Source organism: Pseudomonas sp. ML2-2023-6, from assembly GCF_037055265.1.
GTDB classification, from domain to species: Bacteria; Pseudomonadota; Gammaproteobacteria; order Pseudomonadales; family Pseudomonadaceae; genus Aquipseudomonas; species Aquipseudomonas kulmbachensis.
The window spans coordinates 3106276-3124567 of the sequence record NZ_CP146347.1; the positions used below are offsets into that span (position 1 = coordinate 3106276).

16 protein-coding genes are annotated in these 18292 nt (G+C 59.5%); 10 read left to right on the forward strand and 6 right to left on the reverse strand.

The window, feature by feature from the left end:
• Window positions 1-110: 110 nt before the first annotated feature.
• The 4 genes from V6L79_RS14300 (at window position 111) to V6L79_RS14315 (ending at window position 5675) form a co-directional block, all read left to right on the forward strand.
• Window positions 111-1301: an acyl-CoA dehydrogenase family protein gene (locus V6L79_RS14300; protein ID WP_338579018.1), complete on the forward strand. Its 1191-nt coding sequence runs from the start codon at window positions 111-113 to the stop codon at window positions 1299-1301.
• An 11-nt stretch (window positions 1302-1312) separates the two neighbouring features.
• Entirely contained in the window at window positions 1313-2455 is a 1143-nt protein-coding gene (locus tag V6L79_RS14305; protein WP_338579019.1) for an acyl-CoA dehydrogenase family protein, read from the forward strand.
• A 37-nt stretch (window positions 2456-2492) separates the two neighbouring features.
• Entirely contained in the window at window positions 2493-4181 is a 1689-nt protein-coding gene (locus V6L79_RS14310) for a class I adenylate-forming enzyme family protein (protein WP_261742142.1), read from the forward strand.
• A 111-nt stretch (window positions 4182-4292) separates the two neighbouring features.
• The gene (locus V6L79_RS14315) at window positions 4293-5675 is read left to right on the forward strand and encodes a DUF1329 domain-containing protein (protein WP_405046594.1); all 1383 of its coding nucleotides are present in this window, start codon (window positions 4293-4295) and stop codon (window positions 5673-5675) included.
• A 24-nt stretch (window positions 5676-5699) separates the two neighbouring features.
• Here the strand turns inward: V6L79_RS14315 and V6L79_RS14320 are convergent, their stop codons facing one another.
• From V6L79_RS14320 to V6L79_RS14345, 6 genes are all read right to left on the reverse strand, one after another.
• Entirely contained in the window at window positions 5700-6050 is a 351-nt protein-coding gene (locus V6L79_RS14320) for an addiction module antidote protein (RefSeq protein ID WP_261742143.1), read from the reverse strand.
• Complete coding sequence (locus V6L79_RS14325) at window positions 6047-6403, reverse strand: type II toxin-antitoxin system RelE/ParE family toxin (protein ID WP_338579020.1); 357 nt, start codon at window positions 6401-6403, stop codon at window positions 6047-6049. Before V6L79_RS14325 ends, V6L79_RS14320 begins: the two co-directional genes overlap by 4 nt.
• Before the next feature lie 231 nt (window positions 6404-6634).
• Window positions 6635-6988 carry a VOC family protein gene (locus V6L79_RS14330; protein WP_321836409.1) on the reverse strand — a complete coding sequence of 118 codons (354 nt, stop codon included), beginning with the start codon at window positions 6986-6988 and terminating at the stop codon, window positions 6635-6637.
• 214 nt (window positions 6989-7202) lie between these two features.
• Window positions 7203-9332 (reverse strand): FAD-dependent oxidoreductase, encoded by a 2130-nt coding sequence (locus V6L79_RS14335; protein WP_261742146.1) that lies wholly within the window; start codon window positions 9330-9332, stop codon window positions 7203-7205.
• A gap of 78 nt (window positions 9333-9410) precedes the next feature.
• Window positions 9411-10238 (reverse strand): alpha/beta hydrolase, encoded by an 828-nt coding sequence (locus V6L79_RS14340; protein WP_338579021.1) that lies wholly within the window; start codon window positions 10236-10238, stop codon window positions 9411-9413.
• A 17-nt stretch (window positions 10239-10255) separates the two neighbouring features.
• On the reverse strand, window positions 10256-11587 hold the full coding sequence (locus V6L79_RS14345; RefSeq protein ID WP_261742148.1) for an MFS transporter: 1332 nt from the start codon (window positions 11585-11587) through the stop codon (window positions 10256-10258).
• Between the two features lie 424 nt (window positions 11588-12011).
• Between V6L79_RS14345 and V6L79_RS14350 the strand changes: the two genes are divergently transcribed.
• Genes V6L79_RS14350 through V6L79_RS14375 form a run of 6 tightly spaced genes read left to right on the forward strand, consistent with a single transcriptional unit; the run spans window position 12012 to window position 18209 of the window.
• Window positions 12012-12746, forward strand: coding sequence for an SDR family NAD(P)-dependent oxidoreductase (locus tag V6L79_RS14350; protein ID WP_261742149.1), 735 nt, complete (start codon window positions 12012-12014; stop codon window positions 12744-12746).
• Between the two features lie 30 nt (window positions 12747-12776).
• Window positions 12777-13550 carry an SDR family NAD(P)-dependent oxidoreductase gene (locus tag V6L79_RS14355; RefSeq protein ID WP_261742150.1) on the forward strand — a complete coding sequence of 258 codons (774 nt, stop codon included), beginning with the start codon at window positions 12777-12779 and terminating at the stop codon, window positions 13548-13550.
• 9 nt (window positions 13551-13559) lie between these two features.
• On the forward strand, window positions 13560-14189 hold the full coding sequence (locus tag V6L79_RS14360; RefSeq protein ID WP_321836411.1) for a nuclear transport factor 2 family protein: 630 nt from the start codon (window positions 13560-13562) through the stop codon (window positions 14187-14189).
• Between the two features lie 9 nt (window positions 14190-14198).
• Window positions 14199-15272, forward strand: coding sequence for an alkene reductase (locus V6L79_RS14365; RefSeq protein WP_338579022.1), 1074 nt, complete (start codon window positions 14199-14201; stop codon window positions 15270-15272).
• Window positions 15269-17131: a long-chain-acyl-CoA synthetase gene (locus V6L79_RS14370; RefSeq protein ID WP_338579023.1), complete on the forward strand. Its 1863-nt coding sequence runs from the start codon at window positions 15269-15271 to the stop codon at window positions 17129-17131. The genes V6L79_RS14365 and V6L79_RS14370 overlap by 4 nt, the downstream gene beginning before the upstream one ends.
• Window positions 17124-18209, forward strand: a complete 1086-nt coding sequence (locus V6L79_RS14375; protein WP_338579024.1) for an MBL fold metallo-hydrolase — start codon at window positions 17124-17126, stop codon at window positions 18207-18209. Before V6L79_RS14370 ends, V6L79_RS14375 begins: the two co-directional genes overlap by 8 nt.
• Window positions 18210-18292 lie beyond the last annotated feature (83 nt).

Consider the following 18292-nt stretch of genomic DNA (forward strand, 5'->3'; position numbering starts at 1 on the left):
TTCGATATGTCTGGAGTATCTGGTCGCAGGGTTTACGGCGGCTGCGCAGCCGGACGCAGCCTCGCGGAGCTCGACAGCTGCTACGAAAGCTTTCATTACAGGTGAAACATATGAACCCGATTGACCAGTTCAGAGAGCAAACCCGCAGTTGGCTTGAGGCCAATTGCCCGCCATCGCAGCGCAAGGCCATTCCTGAAGGCGAGTTGGTATGGGGTGCGAGCGATGTCGAGTTTCCCAATGCAGATGCTCAATTGTGGTTTGAGCGAATGCGCGATAAAGGCTGGTTTTGTCCGGACTGGCCCGTCGAATACGGTGGTGCAGGGCTGAGCGCGGAATATAACGCGGTGCTCGAAAGCGAACTGCGTCGTCTCAAATGCCGCCCGCCGCAAATCAATCTGGGCATCTGGATGCTTGGCCCGGTGCTGCTGGAATTCGGCAGCGAAGAGCAGAAAAAAAACCTGCTGACACCCATGACCCGTGGCGAAGTACGTTGGTGTCAGGGCTTCTCCGAGCCTAACGCCGGTTCTGATCTGGCCAGCCTGAAAACCTCAGCCCGGGATGCTGGCGATCACTTTGTGGTCGATGGCAGCAAGATCTGGACTTCCTACGGTGACAAGTCGGACTGGATGTATGCATTGGTACGTACCGATGCCAAAGCCAGCAAGCACGCGGGTATCAGCCTGATCGTGCTCGACATGAAAAGCCCCGGGGTCAGCGTCGCACCGATTGATTTGATCAGCGGTAAGTCGGCGTTCTGCCAGGTGTTTTTCGATGGCGTCAAAGTCCCTAAAAGTCAGCTGATCGGCCCGCTGCACGGCGGCTGGAACCTGGCCAAGCGCCTGTTGCAGCACGAACGCAAAGCCATGTCCAAGTTTGGCGAGTTCAGCTTGCCGACCCATTTTCACCTGTTACCACTGGTCAAGCAGTACTTGCCGGAGCCTGTGGGGCAAAGCGAGTCGGCATTGGTGGCGCGAGCCGTGGCCAGCGCCATGAACGAGCACAGCTACAACCTGACTGTGCAGCGCATGGGCGAAGAAGCCCGGGCAGGGCAGGACGTCAACGGTCTGATGTCGATCATGAAACTGGTCCACACCGAACAGGAACGCGACAAGTTCGAAGTGCTGATGGATGTCATGGGTTATCACGCCCTGGGCTGGGACAAGGGTGCTTTCGCTCCTCAGGAACAGGCCATCACCCGTGGCTGGCTGAACAGTTTTGCCCTGACCATCTCTGGCGGCGCGTCAGAAATCCAGCTCAACGTTATTGCCAAGCGGGTCCTGGGCCTGCCTGACGTGAAGTAAGGAAACTCACCATGCACCTGCTTTATAACGACGATCAACGGCTGTTGGCCGACAGCGCCCGCGAGTTTCTGGCGGCGCGCAGCCCGGTATCCCGCCAGCGCGCCTTGCGCGATGAAGCGCAAGCAGGCGGCTTTGACCCGCAACTCTGGCAAGACGCGGTGGCGTTGGGCTGGAGTGCCATTCCATTCCCCGAAAATCTCGGTGGGCTGGATTTTGGCTGCATGGGCCTGGGCCCGATTTTTGAGTCTATCGGCTGCAATCTCAGCGCTTCGCCGCTGCTTTCCAGCGTGGTACTCAGCGGTTCTCTGCTGCATCTGCAAGGCAATGCCCAGCAGCAGGATCGCTGGCTATCGGCGACCATCAGTGGCGAACGACGCCTGGCGCTGGCGCTGGACGAACAGCCGCGGCACAACCCCTCAAAAGTGGCGCTGCAAGCTGTGGCCAATGGCGACGGCTATAGCCTGACCGGGGATAAATATTTCGTCATTGATGGGGTCGGTGCCGACGGCTATCTGGTGGCTGCACGCACTGGCGCGGCGGCGGGGATCAGCCTGTTTTTGGTGCCAGCAGATGCTCCGGGGCTGACCGTCAAGGCGTTGCCGCTGATTGACTCGCGTAACCATGCGCGATTGCAGTTGCAACAGGTGCAGGTCGGTCCTGATGCGCTGTTGGGGGACATTGGCTGTGCAATGCCGGCATTGAATATCGCGCTGGATCGCGGGCGTGTGTGCCTGGCTGCCGAGATGCTGGGCATGTCTGAAAAACTTTTCGAACTGACCCTCGATTACCTCAAGACCCGCGTTCAGTTTGATGTCGCGATTGGTACTTTCCAGTCGCTACAACATCGGGCAGCGCAGTTGTATGTCGAGCTGGCACTGGCGCGCAGCGCGGTGATGGCGGGCCTGGCCGCCCTGGACGATAGCACTTTGAGCGAGGGTGAGCGTCAGCGGCTGGCCAGCCTGGCGAAATGGAAGGCGGGGCAGATGGCACTCAAGGTGGTCAATGAAGCGGTGCAAATGCATGGCGGTATTGGCGTCACCGACGAGCTGGATGTGGGGCTGTTTCTCAAGCGTATCCGCGTTGCACAGGCAAGCTTGGGCGACGCCGATTTTCACTGCGAGCGCTATGCAGCCCTTGAGCTGGCACACGCTTGAGCTGATAGCGAACTGTTCGAGTCAGGAGAATAACAAGATGAAACTTGAGCAATGGCAGAGCGCCTGGCAGCAGTTGATTGGTGTCGGCTCGCCTTTTGAAGTACTGACGCCTTCGGACGGCGGGGCGAAGTATTTTCGTCATAGCGCAGCCAGCGTTTGGGCCGTGATTGACAGTGGTCGCGTACATGCAGATCGCGAATTTCTGGTGTGGGAGCAACAACGCCTGACATTCAGCCAGTTTTTCGATCAGGTGGATCGTCTGGCCGGGCAACTGGTACAGCGCTTTGGTGTACGCAAGGGCGATCGCGTGGCAATTGCCATGCGTAATCAGCCCGCATGGCTGGTGGCCTTTGCCGCTATTCAGCGTTGCGGTGCAGTGTGCGTACCGCTCAATAGCTGGGGCCTGCGAGACGAGTTGTTCCATGGATTGCAGGACAGTGGTGCGTGTTTGTTGCTGTGCGACGAGCCGCGCTTGCAACTGCTTGTTGGCGACTTGCGTGAACAAGGGCTGGCGACGATTGTGGTGGGGCTCAGTGCAGGCGCACCGCTGGACGAACACTGCCAGCGTCTGGAAGACCTGCTGGCCGCCTCGGCGCTAAACGTACCTGTGCAGCAAGTCAGCGCCCAGGATCCGGCCATGATTCTCTACACCTCGGGCACCACCAGCCTGGCCAAGGGCGTTCTGTCGACCCACGGCGCAGTGTGTCAGGCACTGGCAGCGCTTGAGTTTCAGGGCGCGTTTTGCGCGCTGAGTTCACCTGAACGTATCAGCGTGGTGATCAACAGCGGCTATGCCCCCACCACCTTGATGGCGGTGCCGCTGTTTCATGTCAGTGGTTTGCATGCACAGTTCTTGTTGGCTTTGCGCAGCGGCCGGCGCTTGCTGCTGATGTACAAGTGGGACGTGGAAAAGGCTTTCGACCTGATCCGCGATGAGCAGTGCACCCAGTTCAACGGAGCGCCGGTGATGATGCAGCAGTTGCTGACCTCACCACGTTTCGGCAGCCCCGACACCGCGAGTCTGTTTGGACTGGGATTAGGTGGTGCGGCACCTTCCAGCAGCTTGCTGGCCAACCTGACGCAGCGCAAACCCGAAGCGGTCGGTGGCAGCGGTTATGGCCTGACCGAAAGCAACGGTATTTGTGCCGCGATTGGCGGTGATCAGTTTGTCTACAAACCAGCTTCGGCGGGCTGGCCGTTGCCCATTGTTGACGTGCGCATTGGCGACAGCCCGGATCGACCGTTGCCCAGTGGGGTCAGTGGGTTGATCTGGGTGCGCTCGCCAACGCTGATGAGCTCGTATTGGAACCTGCCCGAGGCCAGCGCCCAAACCTTGTGCGATGGCTGGCTCGACACCGGCGATATTGGCCTGCTGGACGACGAGGGTTTTCTCTACATCACGGACCGGGCCAAGGATTTAATCAACCGCGGCGGCGAGAAAATCTCTGCTGCCGAGGTCGAGTCCTGTGCCTGTGAAATGCCCGGTGTGATTGAAGCTGCAGCCTTTGCCGTACCTGACGATGTGCTTGGCGAAGTGGTGTTTCTGGTGGTGCGCGGCGACCCGGCTTCAACCCCGGACAGCGCGGCGGTACGCAGCTTTATCGCGCAGCGTCTGGCGAGCTTCAAGGTCCCGGCGCAGATCCATGTTCAGCACACACCGTTTGCCCGGAATGCCTCGGGCAAGATGCTCAAGAACTTGCTCAAAGAGTTGTTGGTAACGGCCTGAGGGAGGGGCTGATCAAGCCCTTTCTAGTCTTACTGGACGATGTGCTCGCCTGTGATTGGCGAAGAATGGACGCATACCCCCAGCAAGCTTTATCCGCGTAGGAGGCAATACATGAAAATAACAAGAACAGGCGTAATGCTCGCAGCCGCCATGGCCGTCAATGTGTGCACCATCGGCACGGCAACTGCCCAGGTATCCCCCGCAGAAGCGGCCAAACTGGGCAAAGAGCTGACCTGTGTAGGGGCAGAGCAGGCAGGTAACGCCGCGGGGACCATCCCGCCGTATACCGGCAAGTACCTGGGCGAAGTGCCGGGCTGGAACCATGTGAAGTTCTCGGGCGACCAACCGGTTGATCCGTACGCTGCGGAGAAGCCGATTCTGGTGATCACCGCGCAAAACATGGCCCAGTACGAAGACAAACTCAGCGAAGGCCAGAAGGCACTGTTCAAGCGTTATCCGACCACTTACAAGATGAATGTCTACCCTGGTCACCGTGATTTCCGCTACCCGGACTACGTGTGCCGACGTGCCATGAGCAATGCCCTGAACGCCAAGCTGGTGCACGATGGCATGGGTATTGAAGGATTGGGCCAGGTACCGTTCCCGATTCCAAAAAGCGGCATGGAAGTGCTGTGGAACCACCAGCTCCCAGCTCGAGCCTGGACCGAAGAAAAAACCAGCGACCTGGCCTCCGTATTGCCCAATGGCAGCATCGGTTGGGGACGTGCTTATGCACGCGGGCTGTCACAGGCCAACTCGCCGACAGTCGAACCTAAAACTGAAGACAAGATTCAAGCCATGGGCAACAACACGACCCTTAAACCGGCCCGTGACAATGGCGTGATCAGCATTTCCCACGAACCCTACGATTTCCAGGCCAACCCGCGTCAGGCCTGGAGCTACAGCCCGTCCACCCGTCGCGTGCGTTTGTTGCCGGGCTACGGCTATGACCAGCCGATGATCGGCACCAACGGCACCATGACGGTGGACGAAGACCGTTTATTCAACGGCTCGCCGGAGCGGTTTACCTGGAAACTGCTAGGCAAGCGTGAAATCTACATCCCGGCCAACGCCTATAAGCCTAACGCCGGTACGGTCAAATACGCGGATATGCTAACCCCCAACCATCCCAACCCTGAGCTGATGCGTTATGAACTGCGTCGCGTGTGGGTGGTAGAAGGTGACTTGAAAGAAGGTTACCGCCACGTGTATGGCAAGCGTGTGCTGTTTATCGACGAAGACACCTGGAACTCGGTCATGGCGGACAATTACGACGCCCGTGGGCAGCTTTGGAAACACGCCATGATCAACTATTACTACCACCCGGACATGAGCGGCTGGCAGGCAGGATCGCAGTTTTTCATGGACTTGAACTCTGGGCAGTACACCGGTTACGGCATGACCAACGAGGCCAAGAAGGGCCCAATTCTCAACGAGGGTAAATTCACTCCTGACCAGTACACCGCAGATGCGGCGCGGGCCATGGGCAGATAAACAACAAGTATCAAGCAGCAAGCTTCACGTTAAAGCCCCGTCGGTTTGCACTGACGGGGCTTTTTCATGGGGGCAGGTCAGCGAGGCAAAGGTCATTTCGGTGGCATGCACCACCTGGCGCATGGTGCGCAGTGTCGGATTGCCTTTGGGGGACAGGGCGCGGTACAGGCTTTCGCGGGAGAGACCAGCCTTTTCGGCTATTTGTGCCATGCCGCCCCGTGCTTCTACAACGTGGCGCAGCGCGGTCAGAAAACTGGCCTGGCCGCCTTCTTCATCCAGCTCTTCAATGGCAATGCGCAGGTATTCAATGGCAAATTCGGGATCCTGGCGGATCATTTCGATAACGGATTCGTCGTGACTGTTGGTTCTGTTCATGGCTTCCTCTTCTGATACGCGTTCCAGCAGCGTACCGCTTTGTCAATGTCGGCCTGCTGCTGGCGCTTGTCGCCACCGAGCCGCAACAGCACCAACTTTTTGCCGTCCTGAGCGTAATAAAGCCGGTAACCCGGCCCATGATCTATGCGTAATTCCCACACTCCCTGGCACAGTGGTTTGCAATCGCCAAAGGCGCCTGCTGAAAGCCGGTTAACCCTCACGGTGATGCGCGCCTTGGCCGTTCGATCCTTTAGGTGGTCCAGCCACTGCTGGTAATGGTCGTTACCCGTTTCGCTGACGTAATGTCTTATCTCGATCATAAGAGGTGTAGCTTTAAAGCTACCTTTGGTCAATGGTTTTTAACCGCCAAATGCGGCTGTTCGTCTGATGAGACCCACATCCAATGTGATAGAGGGCAACCGCTGAACGTTAGGAGGGTGGTGTTTCGAGGGTCAATTGAGACAATTCGCAAGGTTGTGCAGGTTTTTTTACTTACGTTCAAATGACGGGGCGACAGTTGGCCCCGGTATTAAGACTGGTCGTTACCGGGGTCAGGGGAGGAGGGTTTTGCTGGAAATGTGTCGTTATGCCTGTGACCAGACCGCCAGCTCATAGCCGTCCGGGTCGGTGAAGTGGAAACGACTACCGCCCGGAAATTTGAATTCAGGCCGGGTAATCAGGCCTCCGGCAGCGGTGATTACCTGCTGAGCCCGGGCCAGGTCGTCGGCATACACAATGATAAGCGGGCCGCCGGGGCGTACCGGTTCGCCCGTGGTGAAACCGCCACTCAGGCGCCCATCAGTGAATTCGCTGTAGGTGGGGCCATAGTCAGTGAACGTCCAGCCGAATACGGCGCCATAGAAGGCTTTGCTGCGCGCAATGTCGTGGACGTTGAATTCGATGTTGTCGATTTTGTAATGGCGGTTATCTGCAGTCACGAGTATCTCCTAGGGTGGTGCTGGCAGGAACTCTTTGGATCCTTAATGGTTCATCGGGAATCGCCTTTTTACAATAGCTGCAGTTCTAAAGTAGTCAGGGACGAGAGCAGTTAACAGAGGATGTTTGATGTGCATCAATTTCAGGTCCGGCTGCAACGTCACCTTTGTCAAAAAGGACGAGTAAGCCAGGCCTGAAATTGTGGGAACGCTGTATTCAGGCCTCTCGCCCAGCCCGGTGGCCAGCACTGATAGCACCCTCGATGTAGCCAATGCTATGGCAATCACCAATGCTGGTAGCGCTCAACCCTGCGCGGGTCAATTCGTCGAGCAGCCCGGTATCAGGCTGTGCACCGATGGCCAGTACCACGGAGTCGGCCTCGCTCTGTGCTGCGGTTCCATCTGCCAATTGGTAACGCACGCAATGCCCATCAATGGCGGTCACGCTGGCGCCAGTGATCAACTTTGCGCCATGCACGCGAATTTCATGCAACACCCGCCAGCGGCGCACGATGGCCAGTTCGCGGCCAAGGTGGGTGCCACTTTCCAGCACGGTTACCTGACGCCCGCGGGCAATCAGGAACTCTGCCAGCTCAAGGCCCACCAGTCCGCCACCGATAATGGTCACGCGCTTGCCCAAGGGCATCCATACCCGCGACAGTTTCTCCATGGCTTCACGGCTGTCGGTAATGCCGGTCAGGCTGCCGGCTTTCATCAGCGCACGCTGGGTAAAGGACAGTTTGCGCTTGGCAATTTCCTCGGCGCGGTCGCCGGTCATCAGGCGGCGTAGTTCGTCGCCGCTCCATACGTGGTCTTGATCGGCGCCGGGGATCGCCGGTGCCGCACGTTCTGCACCGACAGCCACCAGCACCTGATCGGCACCCAGATCGCGGAGCAGGGCGGGACTGGCCTGGGTGTTCAGGCGGATATCGATGGCTGACTGCTGTACCTGAACCTTGAGGTTATCCAGCAGGCGGGCGTTTTCGGCATAGGCCAGGCCCGCAAAAAACAGCGTACCGCCCAGGCGGTCGCTGCGTTCGAGCAGAGTCACGCGATGCCCACGCAAGGAGGCGATGCGTGCGGCTTCCATCCCGGCAGGCCCGGCACCGACCACCACCAGATGTTTTGGCGTGGCCGTGGGGCCAATGACGTATTCGAACTCATGACCGGTCATGGGGTTGACCGCGCATTTGACCCGCTCGTTGATGAATATCTGGCTGACGCACACGTAGCAGTAAATGCACGGGCGGATACTGGCTTCCTGATCGTTGAGCAGTTTGTTCGGTAGTTCCGGGTCGGCCAGCAGTTTGCGAGCCATGGCGATAAAGTCGCAGTCGCCACGTTTCAGGGCTGCTTCACCGGCCTGCGGCTCGATACGCCCCACGGCAATCACCGGCACTTGCACGCTGCGCTTGAGCGCGCCGGTCCACTCCAGAAAACCGCCGGGCTGGTGCACCAGAGGCGCTTCGGTAAAGACCACACCGCTGGTGATACGGGCGCTGGCAGATACGCTGACAGCATCGACGCCAGCCGCCTCGGCCATGCGTGCCACCGCCTTGGCGTCTTCCAGGTTGATGCCGCCGGGGGTGTGCAGCTCTTCGGCGTCCAGACGCAACCAGACAGCGAATTCGTTACCGACCTTGGCGCGTACTGCCGCGATGATTTCCAGGAGCAACCGGGCGCGATTTTCCAGGGTGCCGCCATACGCGTCTTCACGCTGGTTGTAATAGCCGGAGAGAAAGCCGGCAATGATGTAACCGTGGGCCGCATGCAGCTCCACACCGTCGAAACCGGCTCGCTTGGCACGGTCGGCGGCGCAGGCGAACCAGTCGATCATCTGCGCGATATCGGCGCTGTCCATTACCCGGATCGGTGAGCCTTCGGCGCGACGCTTCATGGAACTGACAAAGTTGGCCAGCTCTTCGGGTGTCAGCGCGGCCATCATGTCGCTTTGCAGTACCGGCGGTACGGAAGGCACCCACAGTTGCCGACCTTCGGCCATGTCGCGTACCGAGGTCTTGCCCGCATGCTGCAATTGCATGGCGATTTTTGCCCCGTGCTGGTGGACGCGTTCAGCGAGGCGGCTTAGCCCAGGGATAAACTCATCGCTGGAGACACCAACCTGAAACGGCTCGGCGGTCCCGGCCGGAAACGCCACCGAGCATACGCCCATGATCAACAGCCCGGCGCCGCCACGGGCGCGAGCTTCGTAATAGGCCTGAATACGTTCGCCACACTGGCCGTCGGCTTCGGCGAAATTGGAGCCCATGGGCGCCATGATGATGCGGTTACGCAGCTCAAGAGAGCCAATGCGACCGGGTGCCAGCAACTGAGGGTATTTTGTCATTGTTATTTCAGCCCGAGCGGGTATCTGGAAGGGGATACGGCCGCCCGCAGGCAGCCGTAGGTCATGCGTGTTCAGGGTTCAGCTGCGCAGGAACTCCAGGCACGCCTTGTTGAACAACTCGCGGTGTTCAACTTGCACCCAGTGGCCGCATCGGTTGAGCATGATAAAGCGCGCATTGGGTGCGTGGTTCAACACTTTGAGCGCGCCACTGGCGGGGTTGAAGTTATCGTCGGTGCCCCAGAATCCCAGAATGGGTGCCTGCAGTTCTTCGAGGCGTTCTGTCATGTTCGGCACCATCATGGTGGTAAACAGATTGCGCGGCTGGTGCACGGCCACGGCGACCCGTTCGGCCAGCAGATTGTCGTCCAGCTGCGAGCTGTCAAACAGTTGCAGGCTCATGATCCGGCGCATTTGCTCGATGCCCAGCGGGCCTGCGTTGTACAGCTCGACCATGCGTTGAATACCGACCATTTTGAAGTAGGTTTCGCGATCTTCAACGCCGCCGGGGGCCATCAGGATCAGTTTCTCGACACGCGCAGGCTCAGCCAACGCCAGGCCCAGGGCAATGGCGCCGCCCAAGGAGTTACCGAGCAGGGTCGCCCGTTTTACTCCGACAGCCTTGAGAAAACCCGACATGGCTTTGACGAAGAAATCGAGGTTGTACTGCGCATCTTCAGGCTTGTCGGAGCGCCCGAAACCCGGCAAATCCACCACCAGATTGCGAAAACCTGCGGCAACAAACTGCGGGTAATTACCTTTAAAATTGCTGTAACCGCTGGCGCCCGGGCCACTGCCATGTAACCACAACACCACTGGGCCGCTGCCTTCGTCGAGAAAGTGCAGGCGCAGGCCGCTGTCCAGTGTCACAAAGTGGCCGATGGGCAGGGGAAGGTCTTGTTCAGTCATCACTCAATCTCCAAAAATCAGGCAGTAGCCGCGTCAGCCAGCTGTGCTGGGGGCAGGGTCTTGTTCATCAGGTGGTTGCGATAGCGCGGCAAGGCCATGGCCAAAAACACCGAGGCAAATACCAGCAGCGAGACACAAGAGGCCAGGGCATAGCGCAAGCCTTCGTTGCCCAGGGTATGAGCGAAACCGTCACTGAGCATGCCGATCAACAGTGGGCCGACGCCGACGCCGAGCAGGGTCATGGCCATTACAAAAATCGCCGTGGCCTGGGCCAGCCGGGTGGCCGGGAACAGATGGGAAATCGCGCCCAGGCAAGGTGTTGCCCACCATGTACCGAAGAAGCTGAATACGCCGTAAAACAGGAAGGCGGTCGGCACCGGCGTGCTGCCTACATGGAACGCAGTGCCCACTGGCCACAGGAAATAAGCCAGCGCGAACGGGATACTGATCAGCGTGCCCAGCAGCGGCACGCCGATTTGCCAGCCCTTGTCGCGACGCGCCAAGCGGTCACACAAAATGCCGCAGGTCAGGGTGCCGAACGTAGCCCCGGCACCGCCCGCTACACCGGCCAGCAGCCCGGCGTCCTGCAGGCTCAAACCGTGGGAGCGGATCAGAAAGCTTGGGCTCCAGGTGCCGATGGCATAACCGGCAATTGCTGCAGAGCCGCCGGTGAGCACTATCCATAGAAAGGACGGGGTCTGGAACAGTTCGCGCACGGTGACGGCCCAGTGTGCCTGCACCACCTGATTGGGATTGACCAGCATCGCGGGTTTGGGCGCGCGCACGGTGAACAGTAGCAATAGGCCGAGAAAAATCCCTGGTGCACCGATAACCACAAATGCAAAACGCCAGCCGTAATGCTGCGCGATCCAGCCGCCCAGCCCCAAGCCGAAAATCGCCCCCAGGCTTGAGCCGAGCATCAAGACTGACAGCGCGGTTGAACGGCGCTCGGGTGGGTACAGGTCCGAGACCATCGCCATGGACGGTGCCGTGCCACCGGCTTCACCGATAGCCACCCCGATCCGCGCCACCACCAGCATCGAGAAGCTGGCTGCGAAGCCACAGAAAATGGTCATTACGCTCCAGGCGATGCAACTGAATGCGATGACTTTTTTGCGCCCGATACGGTCGGAAAGACGTCCCAGCGGGAAGCCGAAAATTGTGTAAAACACCGCAAAGGTTACGCCTGACAGCAGGCCGATACCGGTGTCGGAAATGCCGAACTCGGCTTTTACCGGCTCGATCAAAATGGCCATCAGCAGCCGGTCAATATAGTTGAAGATATAGATGGCAGCCAAAACGCCTAGTGCGTAATGGGTTCGCCAGGTGGGGCGCAAGGGTATGGACACGACGGGCTCTCCCGGTTTTTGTTCTAGTGAATCAGTTATTCCACGAACCGTGTGGCGAGTACATCGTCCATTTAGACCAGCCGATCATATTGCTGCACCTGCACCTGCACCTGCACCTGTAGCCGCTGACGAGCTCCGCGAGGCTGCGTTCGGCGGCGCAGCCGTCGTAAAGCCGGATATCGCAGTGAGTCTGAGGGGGTACGGCCGTTCCGCAACCGGACGCAGCCTCGTTCTACTCGTCAGCGGCTACAAGGTGGGTAGACGGCGCAGCCCTGGTAAAGCCGGATTTAACGGTGAGCCAGGAGCGCGGGCTCGGCTGCTTAGTCCCATCGGACGATGTTCAGCTTTTTTCTCCAGTCAATGATTGCTCCCATACACCGCCCAGGCTTTAGGGCGGCCGACATCGGGCAGGCGGGAGAAACCTATGAAATTGCTGAATAAAGTGGCGTTTGTAACCGGCGCAGGTCAGGGCATGGGGCGAGCTATTGTGCGTCACTTTGCCGAGCAGGGGGCCAAGGTTGTCGCTGCCGATATCAATCTGGACGCCGCGCGCCAGAGTATAGAAGGGCTCGGCGACAAGGCACTGGCCGTGAGCTGCAACGTGGCTGACAGCGACTCGGTCGCCACCGCGATGGCCGCCGTTCACGCACACTTCGGCAGTCTCGATATTCTGGTTAACAACGCTGGGATCGGCTCTATCGATGCCTTTGCGCAAACCCCCGACGAGAACTGGCAGCGGGTGATAGGCGTCAACCTTACCGGCCCGTTTTACTGCAGCCGTGAAGCGGTAAAACTGATGCTCGCAGCCGCCACCCCCGGCGTGATTATCAATATCTCCAGTACTTCGGCCCTCACCGGCGAAGGCCCTAGCCATTACTGCGCGGCCAAGGCTGGCGTGATGGGACTGACCCGCAGCATGGCTCGCGAATTGGCTGGCAACGGTATTCGCGTCAACACCATCGTTCCCGGCCCGACCAACACCCCGATGATGGCGGACATCCCGCAAGACTGGATGCAAAGCATGCTCAATGCCATCCCTCTGGGCCGCATGGGTGAAACCGATGAGATCGCTCGCGTCGCAGCCTTTTTGGCCAGCGATGACGCGGCGTTTATCACCGGGCAAAACCTCGCGGTCAACGGCGGCATGGCGTTTATCTGATAGCTGGAGGCAGCAATGGGAGAGCAGAGCATGGGTACTCGTTTACAAGGCAAGGTTGCATTTATCAGCGGCGCCGGATCGGGCATTGGTGCAGCCACTGCGCTGCGGTTTGCCGAGGAGGGCGCGCGGGTAGTGCTCTGCGGTCGTCGTATCGAACCGCTGCAAGCAGTGGCTGCGCAGATCCATGATGCCGGTGGCCGCGCTGAATGCGTGGTGGCAGATGTCAGTAATGAATCTGCCTATGTCAGCGCAATCAGCGATGTTGCACAGCGTCACGGTCGATTGGATATTTTGGTCAACAACGCCATGGCTTACAGCTGGGGGGCGATTGACAGCACCTCGACTGCAGATTGGCACTCCAACTTCGCCACCACCGTGGACGGCACCTTTTGGGGCACTCGCACGGCCATGAGTCTGATGCGGGCCCAGGGCAGCGGTTCGATCATCAATCTGGCCTCGATCTGTGGTCAGTTCGGTACGCCCTGGATGGCCGGTTACTCCGCCGCCAAGGCCGCAGTGATCAATTTCAGCCGCGCTGCCGCCAGCGAGGGTGCTAGCCACAACATTCGCTGCAACGTGGTCAGCCCCGGTGTGGTCGAGACGCCAGCCACGGCGGGCATGCTCACCGACGACAAAACTCGCATCAATACCGAAAAGCTGATTCCGCTTCGGCGTGTCGGCCAGCCCGTTGAAGTGGCCAACGCCATTCTGTTTCTCGCCAGCGATGAAGCCTCGTATATCACCGGTGCCTGCTTGCCGGTCGATGGTGGACGCAGCAGTGAGCTGTACACGGTATTGGAATAAGGAATTTTTATGGAACAGAACGCCTTGCTTGCACGTCTCGACCGGCTTGAGTCGATTGATGAGATCCGCCAGTTGGCCGGCAAATATTCGCTGTCGTTGGACATGCGCGACCTCGATGCCCACGTCAATCTGTTTGCCGAAGACATTCGTGTGGGCCGTGAAAAAATCGGGCGTGCACACCTTAAAGCCTGGGTCGATGACACCCTGCGCGATCAATTTCACGGCACCTCGCACCACCTGGGCCAGCACCTTATCGAATTCACCGATCCGGACCATGCCGTTGGCGTGGTGTATTCCAAGAACGAGCACGAGACCGGCCCCGAGTGGGTGACCATGCAAATGCTCTATTGGGATGACTACGAGCGGATGCAGGGGCGTTGGTATTTCCGGCGCCGCTTGCCGTGCTACTGGTACGCCAGTGACCTCAACAAACCGCCGATCGGCACGCAAAAAATGCGCTGGCCGGGCCGCGAACCCTACGCCGGAACCTTTCACGATCTGTTCCCGTCCTGGACCGAGTTCTGGGCCAACCGCCCAGACAAGGATCAACTGCCCCAAGTGGCCACCGCCGCTCCAGTTGAACAGTTTCTTGCCACCCTGCGCCGAGGGGCTGGCGCACCGAAAATTCGCGTGCGCTAAGGAGCCACCATGAGCATTTTGTTTGAACCTGTGCGCCTCGGCGAGCTGGAACTGGCCAACCGTATAGTCATGGCACCGATGACCCGCAGCCGCGCGGATCAGCATGGCGTACCGACTGCCGAGATGGTTGAGTACTACCGCCAGCGCGCGACTGCCGGCCTGATCGTTGCCGAAGGCACTGCTCCTTCGGCCAGTGGCCTGGGCTATTGTCGTACCCCGGCGATTTACACCGCAAAACAGATCGCCGCCTGGAAGGCCGTGACCGATGCCGTACATGCCGAGGGCGGGCTGATTGTGTTGCAACTGATGCATGTTGGCCGTGCATCCAGCGCTCACAACAAACCTGCAGGTGCAGCCACGGTTGCGCCATCAGCCTTGCGCGCACGCACCCAGCTGTTTACCGACACCGCGGGGATGGTCGACACCGACGAGCCTCAGGCCATGTCGCTGCAAGATATCGAACAGGTGATCGAGGAGTATCGCCAGGCGGCGCTGAATGCCCGTGAAGCCGGTTTTGACGGCGTTGAGCTGCACTGCACCAGCGGTTATCTACCGATGCAGTTTATGGCCTCGGGCAGCAACCTGCGCGAAGACCAGTACGGTGGCAGCGTCGAGAACCGCGTGCGTTTCCCGGCGCAGGTGCTGGCAGCGATGGCCTCGGCGATTGGTGCCGGGCGCGTGGCGCTGCGGCTGTGCCCAGGTAATCCGTTCAATGACATAGATGACGAAGACCCGTTGGCCACTGCGGTTGCATTGTGCGAGGCCGCCGAGCCTATGGGCCTGGCTTACGTGCATATCATGCGTTCGCCTTTGGCGGAGCTGGATGCCTTTGCCCTGGCCCAGCGCCATTGCAGTAACGGGCTGATTTTGAATGACGGGTTCGACGGTGAATCGGCAGCTGCTGCGTTGCAGGCCGGGCAGGGTGAAGCGGTGTCGTTTGCCCGACACTTTATCGCCAATCCGGATCTGGTCGAGCGCCTGCGCAAGGGTCTGCCCCTGGCCCGCTTCGACCGCAAGACCTTGTACTCCCCTGGCCCCGAAGGCTACAGCGATTACCCGCTGAGCGAGACGGTGGCGCAATGAACGATATGTCGCGGATCAGCGCTCTGGCAGCGCCAAAACAACAGCCTGTACCACGGGAGCAGACCCAGGCGCTGCTGGACTTGCGTTCTGCGGCCAGCGCCCGGATCAAACCGGCAGACCTGTACACCTTGGCCGACCGTCTTGAGGAGCAGGCCCGGGCTTATCCCGAGCGGGCTTTTTTGATCGACGGCGAGCAGCGTTTCACTTATGCCACCGTGGATGCCCAAGCCAATCGCATGGCTCATGTGCTTTACGCCAAGGGCCTGCGCCCTGGTGATGTGTGCGCGATTGCCATGGAGAACCGCCCGCAGTTTTTCTTCAGTTGGTTCGGGCTGGTCAAGCTCGGTGTTGTGGTGGCGTTTATCAACACTCAGGTCAGCGGTAAGCCGCTGGTTCATGCACTGCAATCCACCGCTGCCAAGGCCGTGGTGGTGGGCGAAGAGTGCCTGGCCAACCTGCTGGGCACTGAAGGCCTGCCGGATGTACCGCTATGGCTGGTCGAAGATGCACTAAACCCTTTTGACGGTGAGCTGCCGACTTTTGTCGACAGCCATTTTGGCGAACTGATTTGCGCGGCACCGGAGACTGTCTTCCCCCGTGAGGTGCGTGCCGCGATCACGGCTGAAACCACCACGCTGCTGATTTTCACCTCGGGCACCACCGGGCTACCCAAGGCTGCGCGTTACAGCCATATGCGCTGGATGTCGTCGGGTGACGTGATGGAAGTTACCCTGGGCGCCACCTGTGACGACGTATTTTACTGCTGTCTGCCGCTGTACCACGGCGCGGCAGCTACTTCGGTGACCTCGACTGCGCTGCGCGTGGGCGCGAGCATCGTGGTGCGGCGCAAGTTCAGCGTGCGCGAATTTTGGCCTGATGTGCGCCGCAACCGCATCACCGTGTTCCAGTACATCGGCGAGATCTGCCGTTACCTGCTCAACCAGCCCGTGGTGGTCGGTGAACGCGAACACAGTTTGCGTTATATGCTCGGTGCCGGTCTGACGCCTGAATCGTGGCAGCGCTGGCTGGAACGTTTTGGCCCGATTCAGGTGTTCGAGGGCTGGGGTGCCACCGAAGCCAACGCCAACCTGATCAATGTCGATAACTATGTGGGCTCCTGTGGTCGCGTACCGGACTGGAGCCGTACCAATCTGCGATTGGTGCGTTACGACGTCGAAAGTGACACGCATCCACGGGACGAGAACGGTTTTTACCAGCTGTGCCAACCCGGTGAATTGGGTGAGGCCATGGGCTTTATCGTTGATCATCCACAGATTGGCGGTGGCCGTTTCGAGGGGTACACCAGCACGGCTGCCAGCGAAAGCAAGATCCGCCGCAACGTGTTCCAGGCCGGGGATGCCTACTGGAGCTCCGGTGATCTGCTGCGCTATGACGACGACGGTTATTTCTATTTTGTCGACCGCATTGGCGATACCTTCCGCTGGAAAAGCGAAAACGTCTCGACTCTGGAGGTGGCCGATACCCTGAGCGACATGCCAGGCCTGGAACTGATCAACGTGTACGGGGTGCAGGTGCCCGAACACGAGGGGCGCGCCGGGATGGCTGCGATTCTGATGCAGTCCGGACACAGGTTTGATCCGCAGGCTTTCTATGAACTGACAGAAGCGCGCTTGCCACGCTATGCCGCGCCAATCTTTGTACGGGTCTCGGCAGCGGCCGACCTGACCAGCACCTTCAAGTTGCGCAAGGTCGATTTGCAGCGCCAGGGCTACTCGCCGGGTTTATTTGCCGATCCGCTGTTTGTGCGCGATGAAAGCACTCGCACCTATCAGCCGTATTCGTTGCAAGTGTTGGCCCGTGCCGGTTTGCCACCCTTTGTGGGCAGCAGCCATGAGTGAACTGGACGCCCAAGGCCACCAATGGCGTGATGGCCTGCGCTATCCCTGGCCGCAAGCACCGGCCAACGGGCAGGTTCAGGAAGTTGCCGAGGGCGTTTTATGGCTGCGCATGCCGCTGCCGTTTGGGCTCGATCACATCAACCTGTATTTGCTGCGTCACGGCGACGGCTGGGTGGCGGTGGATACCGGCCTGAACAGCGATCAATGCCGTGAAGTGTGGGAGCGGGTGTTTGTTGAAGTGCTTGCAGGTTTACCGCTCAAGGCGGTGATTTGCACCCACTTTCACAGCGACCATACCGGCGTGGTCGGCTGGTTGGCCGAGCGTTTTCGTTGCCCGGTGCTGATGACTCATGGCGAGTTCGAAGCGATGCATCATGGCCCGCCAGAGGCCGCTGCACCCGATTGGGCATTTGTGGATTTTTATCAAAAGGCCGGGTTCAGCACCGAGCAGACCTTGGCAATTTTACCGCTGATTCAGGGTGAGCACTTTCGCCCGCAACGGGTGGCGGGCTTTACCCGTTTAACTCAAGGCAGCCAACTCACCATCGGCGGGCGCCGCTGGCAGGTGGTGATGGGCAACGGGCATTCACCGGAGCACGCCTGCCTGTACGCGCCGGACGACGGCTTGCTGATTTCGGGTGACCAGGTGTTGCCGCGTATCACCTCGACCATTGCGGTGTATGTCACCGAACCGCACGCCAATCCATTGCGTGACTGGCTGGACTCTATCGAACGGTTGCGGGTAATCCCCGACAGCGTGCTGGTGCTGCCGGCTCATGAGCGGCCGTTTTTCAATCTGCATCTGCGACTGGATCAGTTGCGTGATCACCATCTCAATCATCTGCAGCAGTTGCTTGTTGCCTGCCAGGAACCACGCACGGCGCTGGAGATGATGGCGGTGTTGTTTAAAAAGCTGTCAGGTCGCTTTGACGAGCTGATGGCGCTTGGGGAGACGTTGGCTCACGCCAATTACCTTATGGCCGAGGGGGCGCTCGTTCGTGAGGAACAAGGAGGGCTGCATCGTTATCGACAGGCCCCGACAGGAGTCGTGAAGTTCGACCCGTTTGAGTTGTTTTGAGCAGTGGCTATAGGCGCGGTACGCAGAACGCAATGACGCTTGAACCCATCGAGGCGGCCACCGAGTCGTCAACCAGGAGAGGC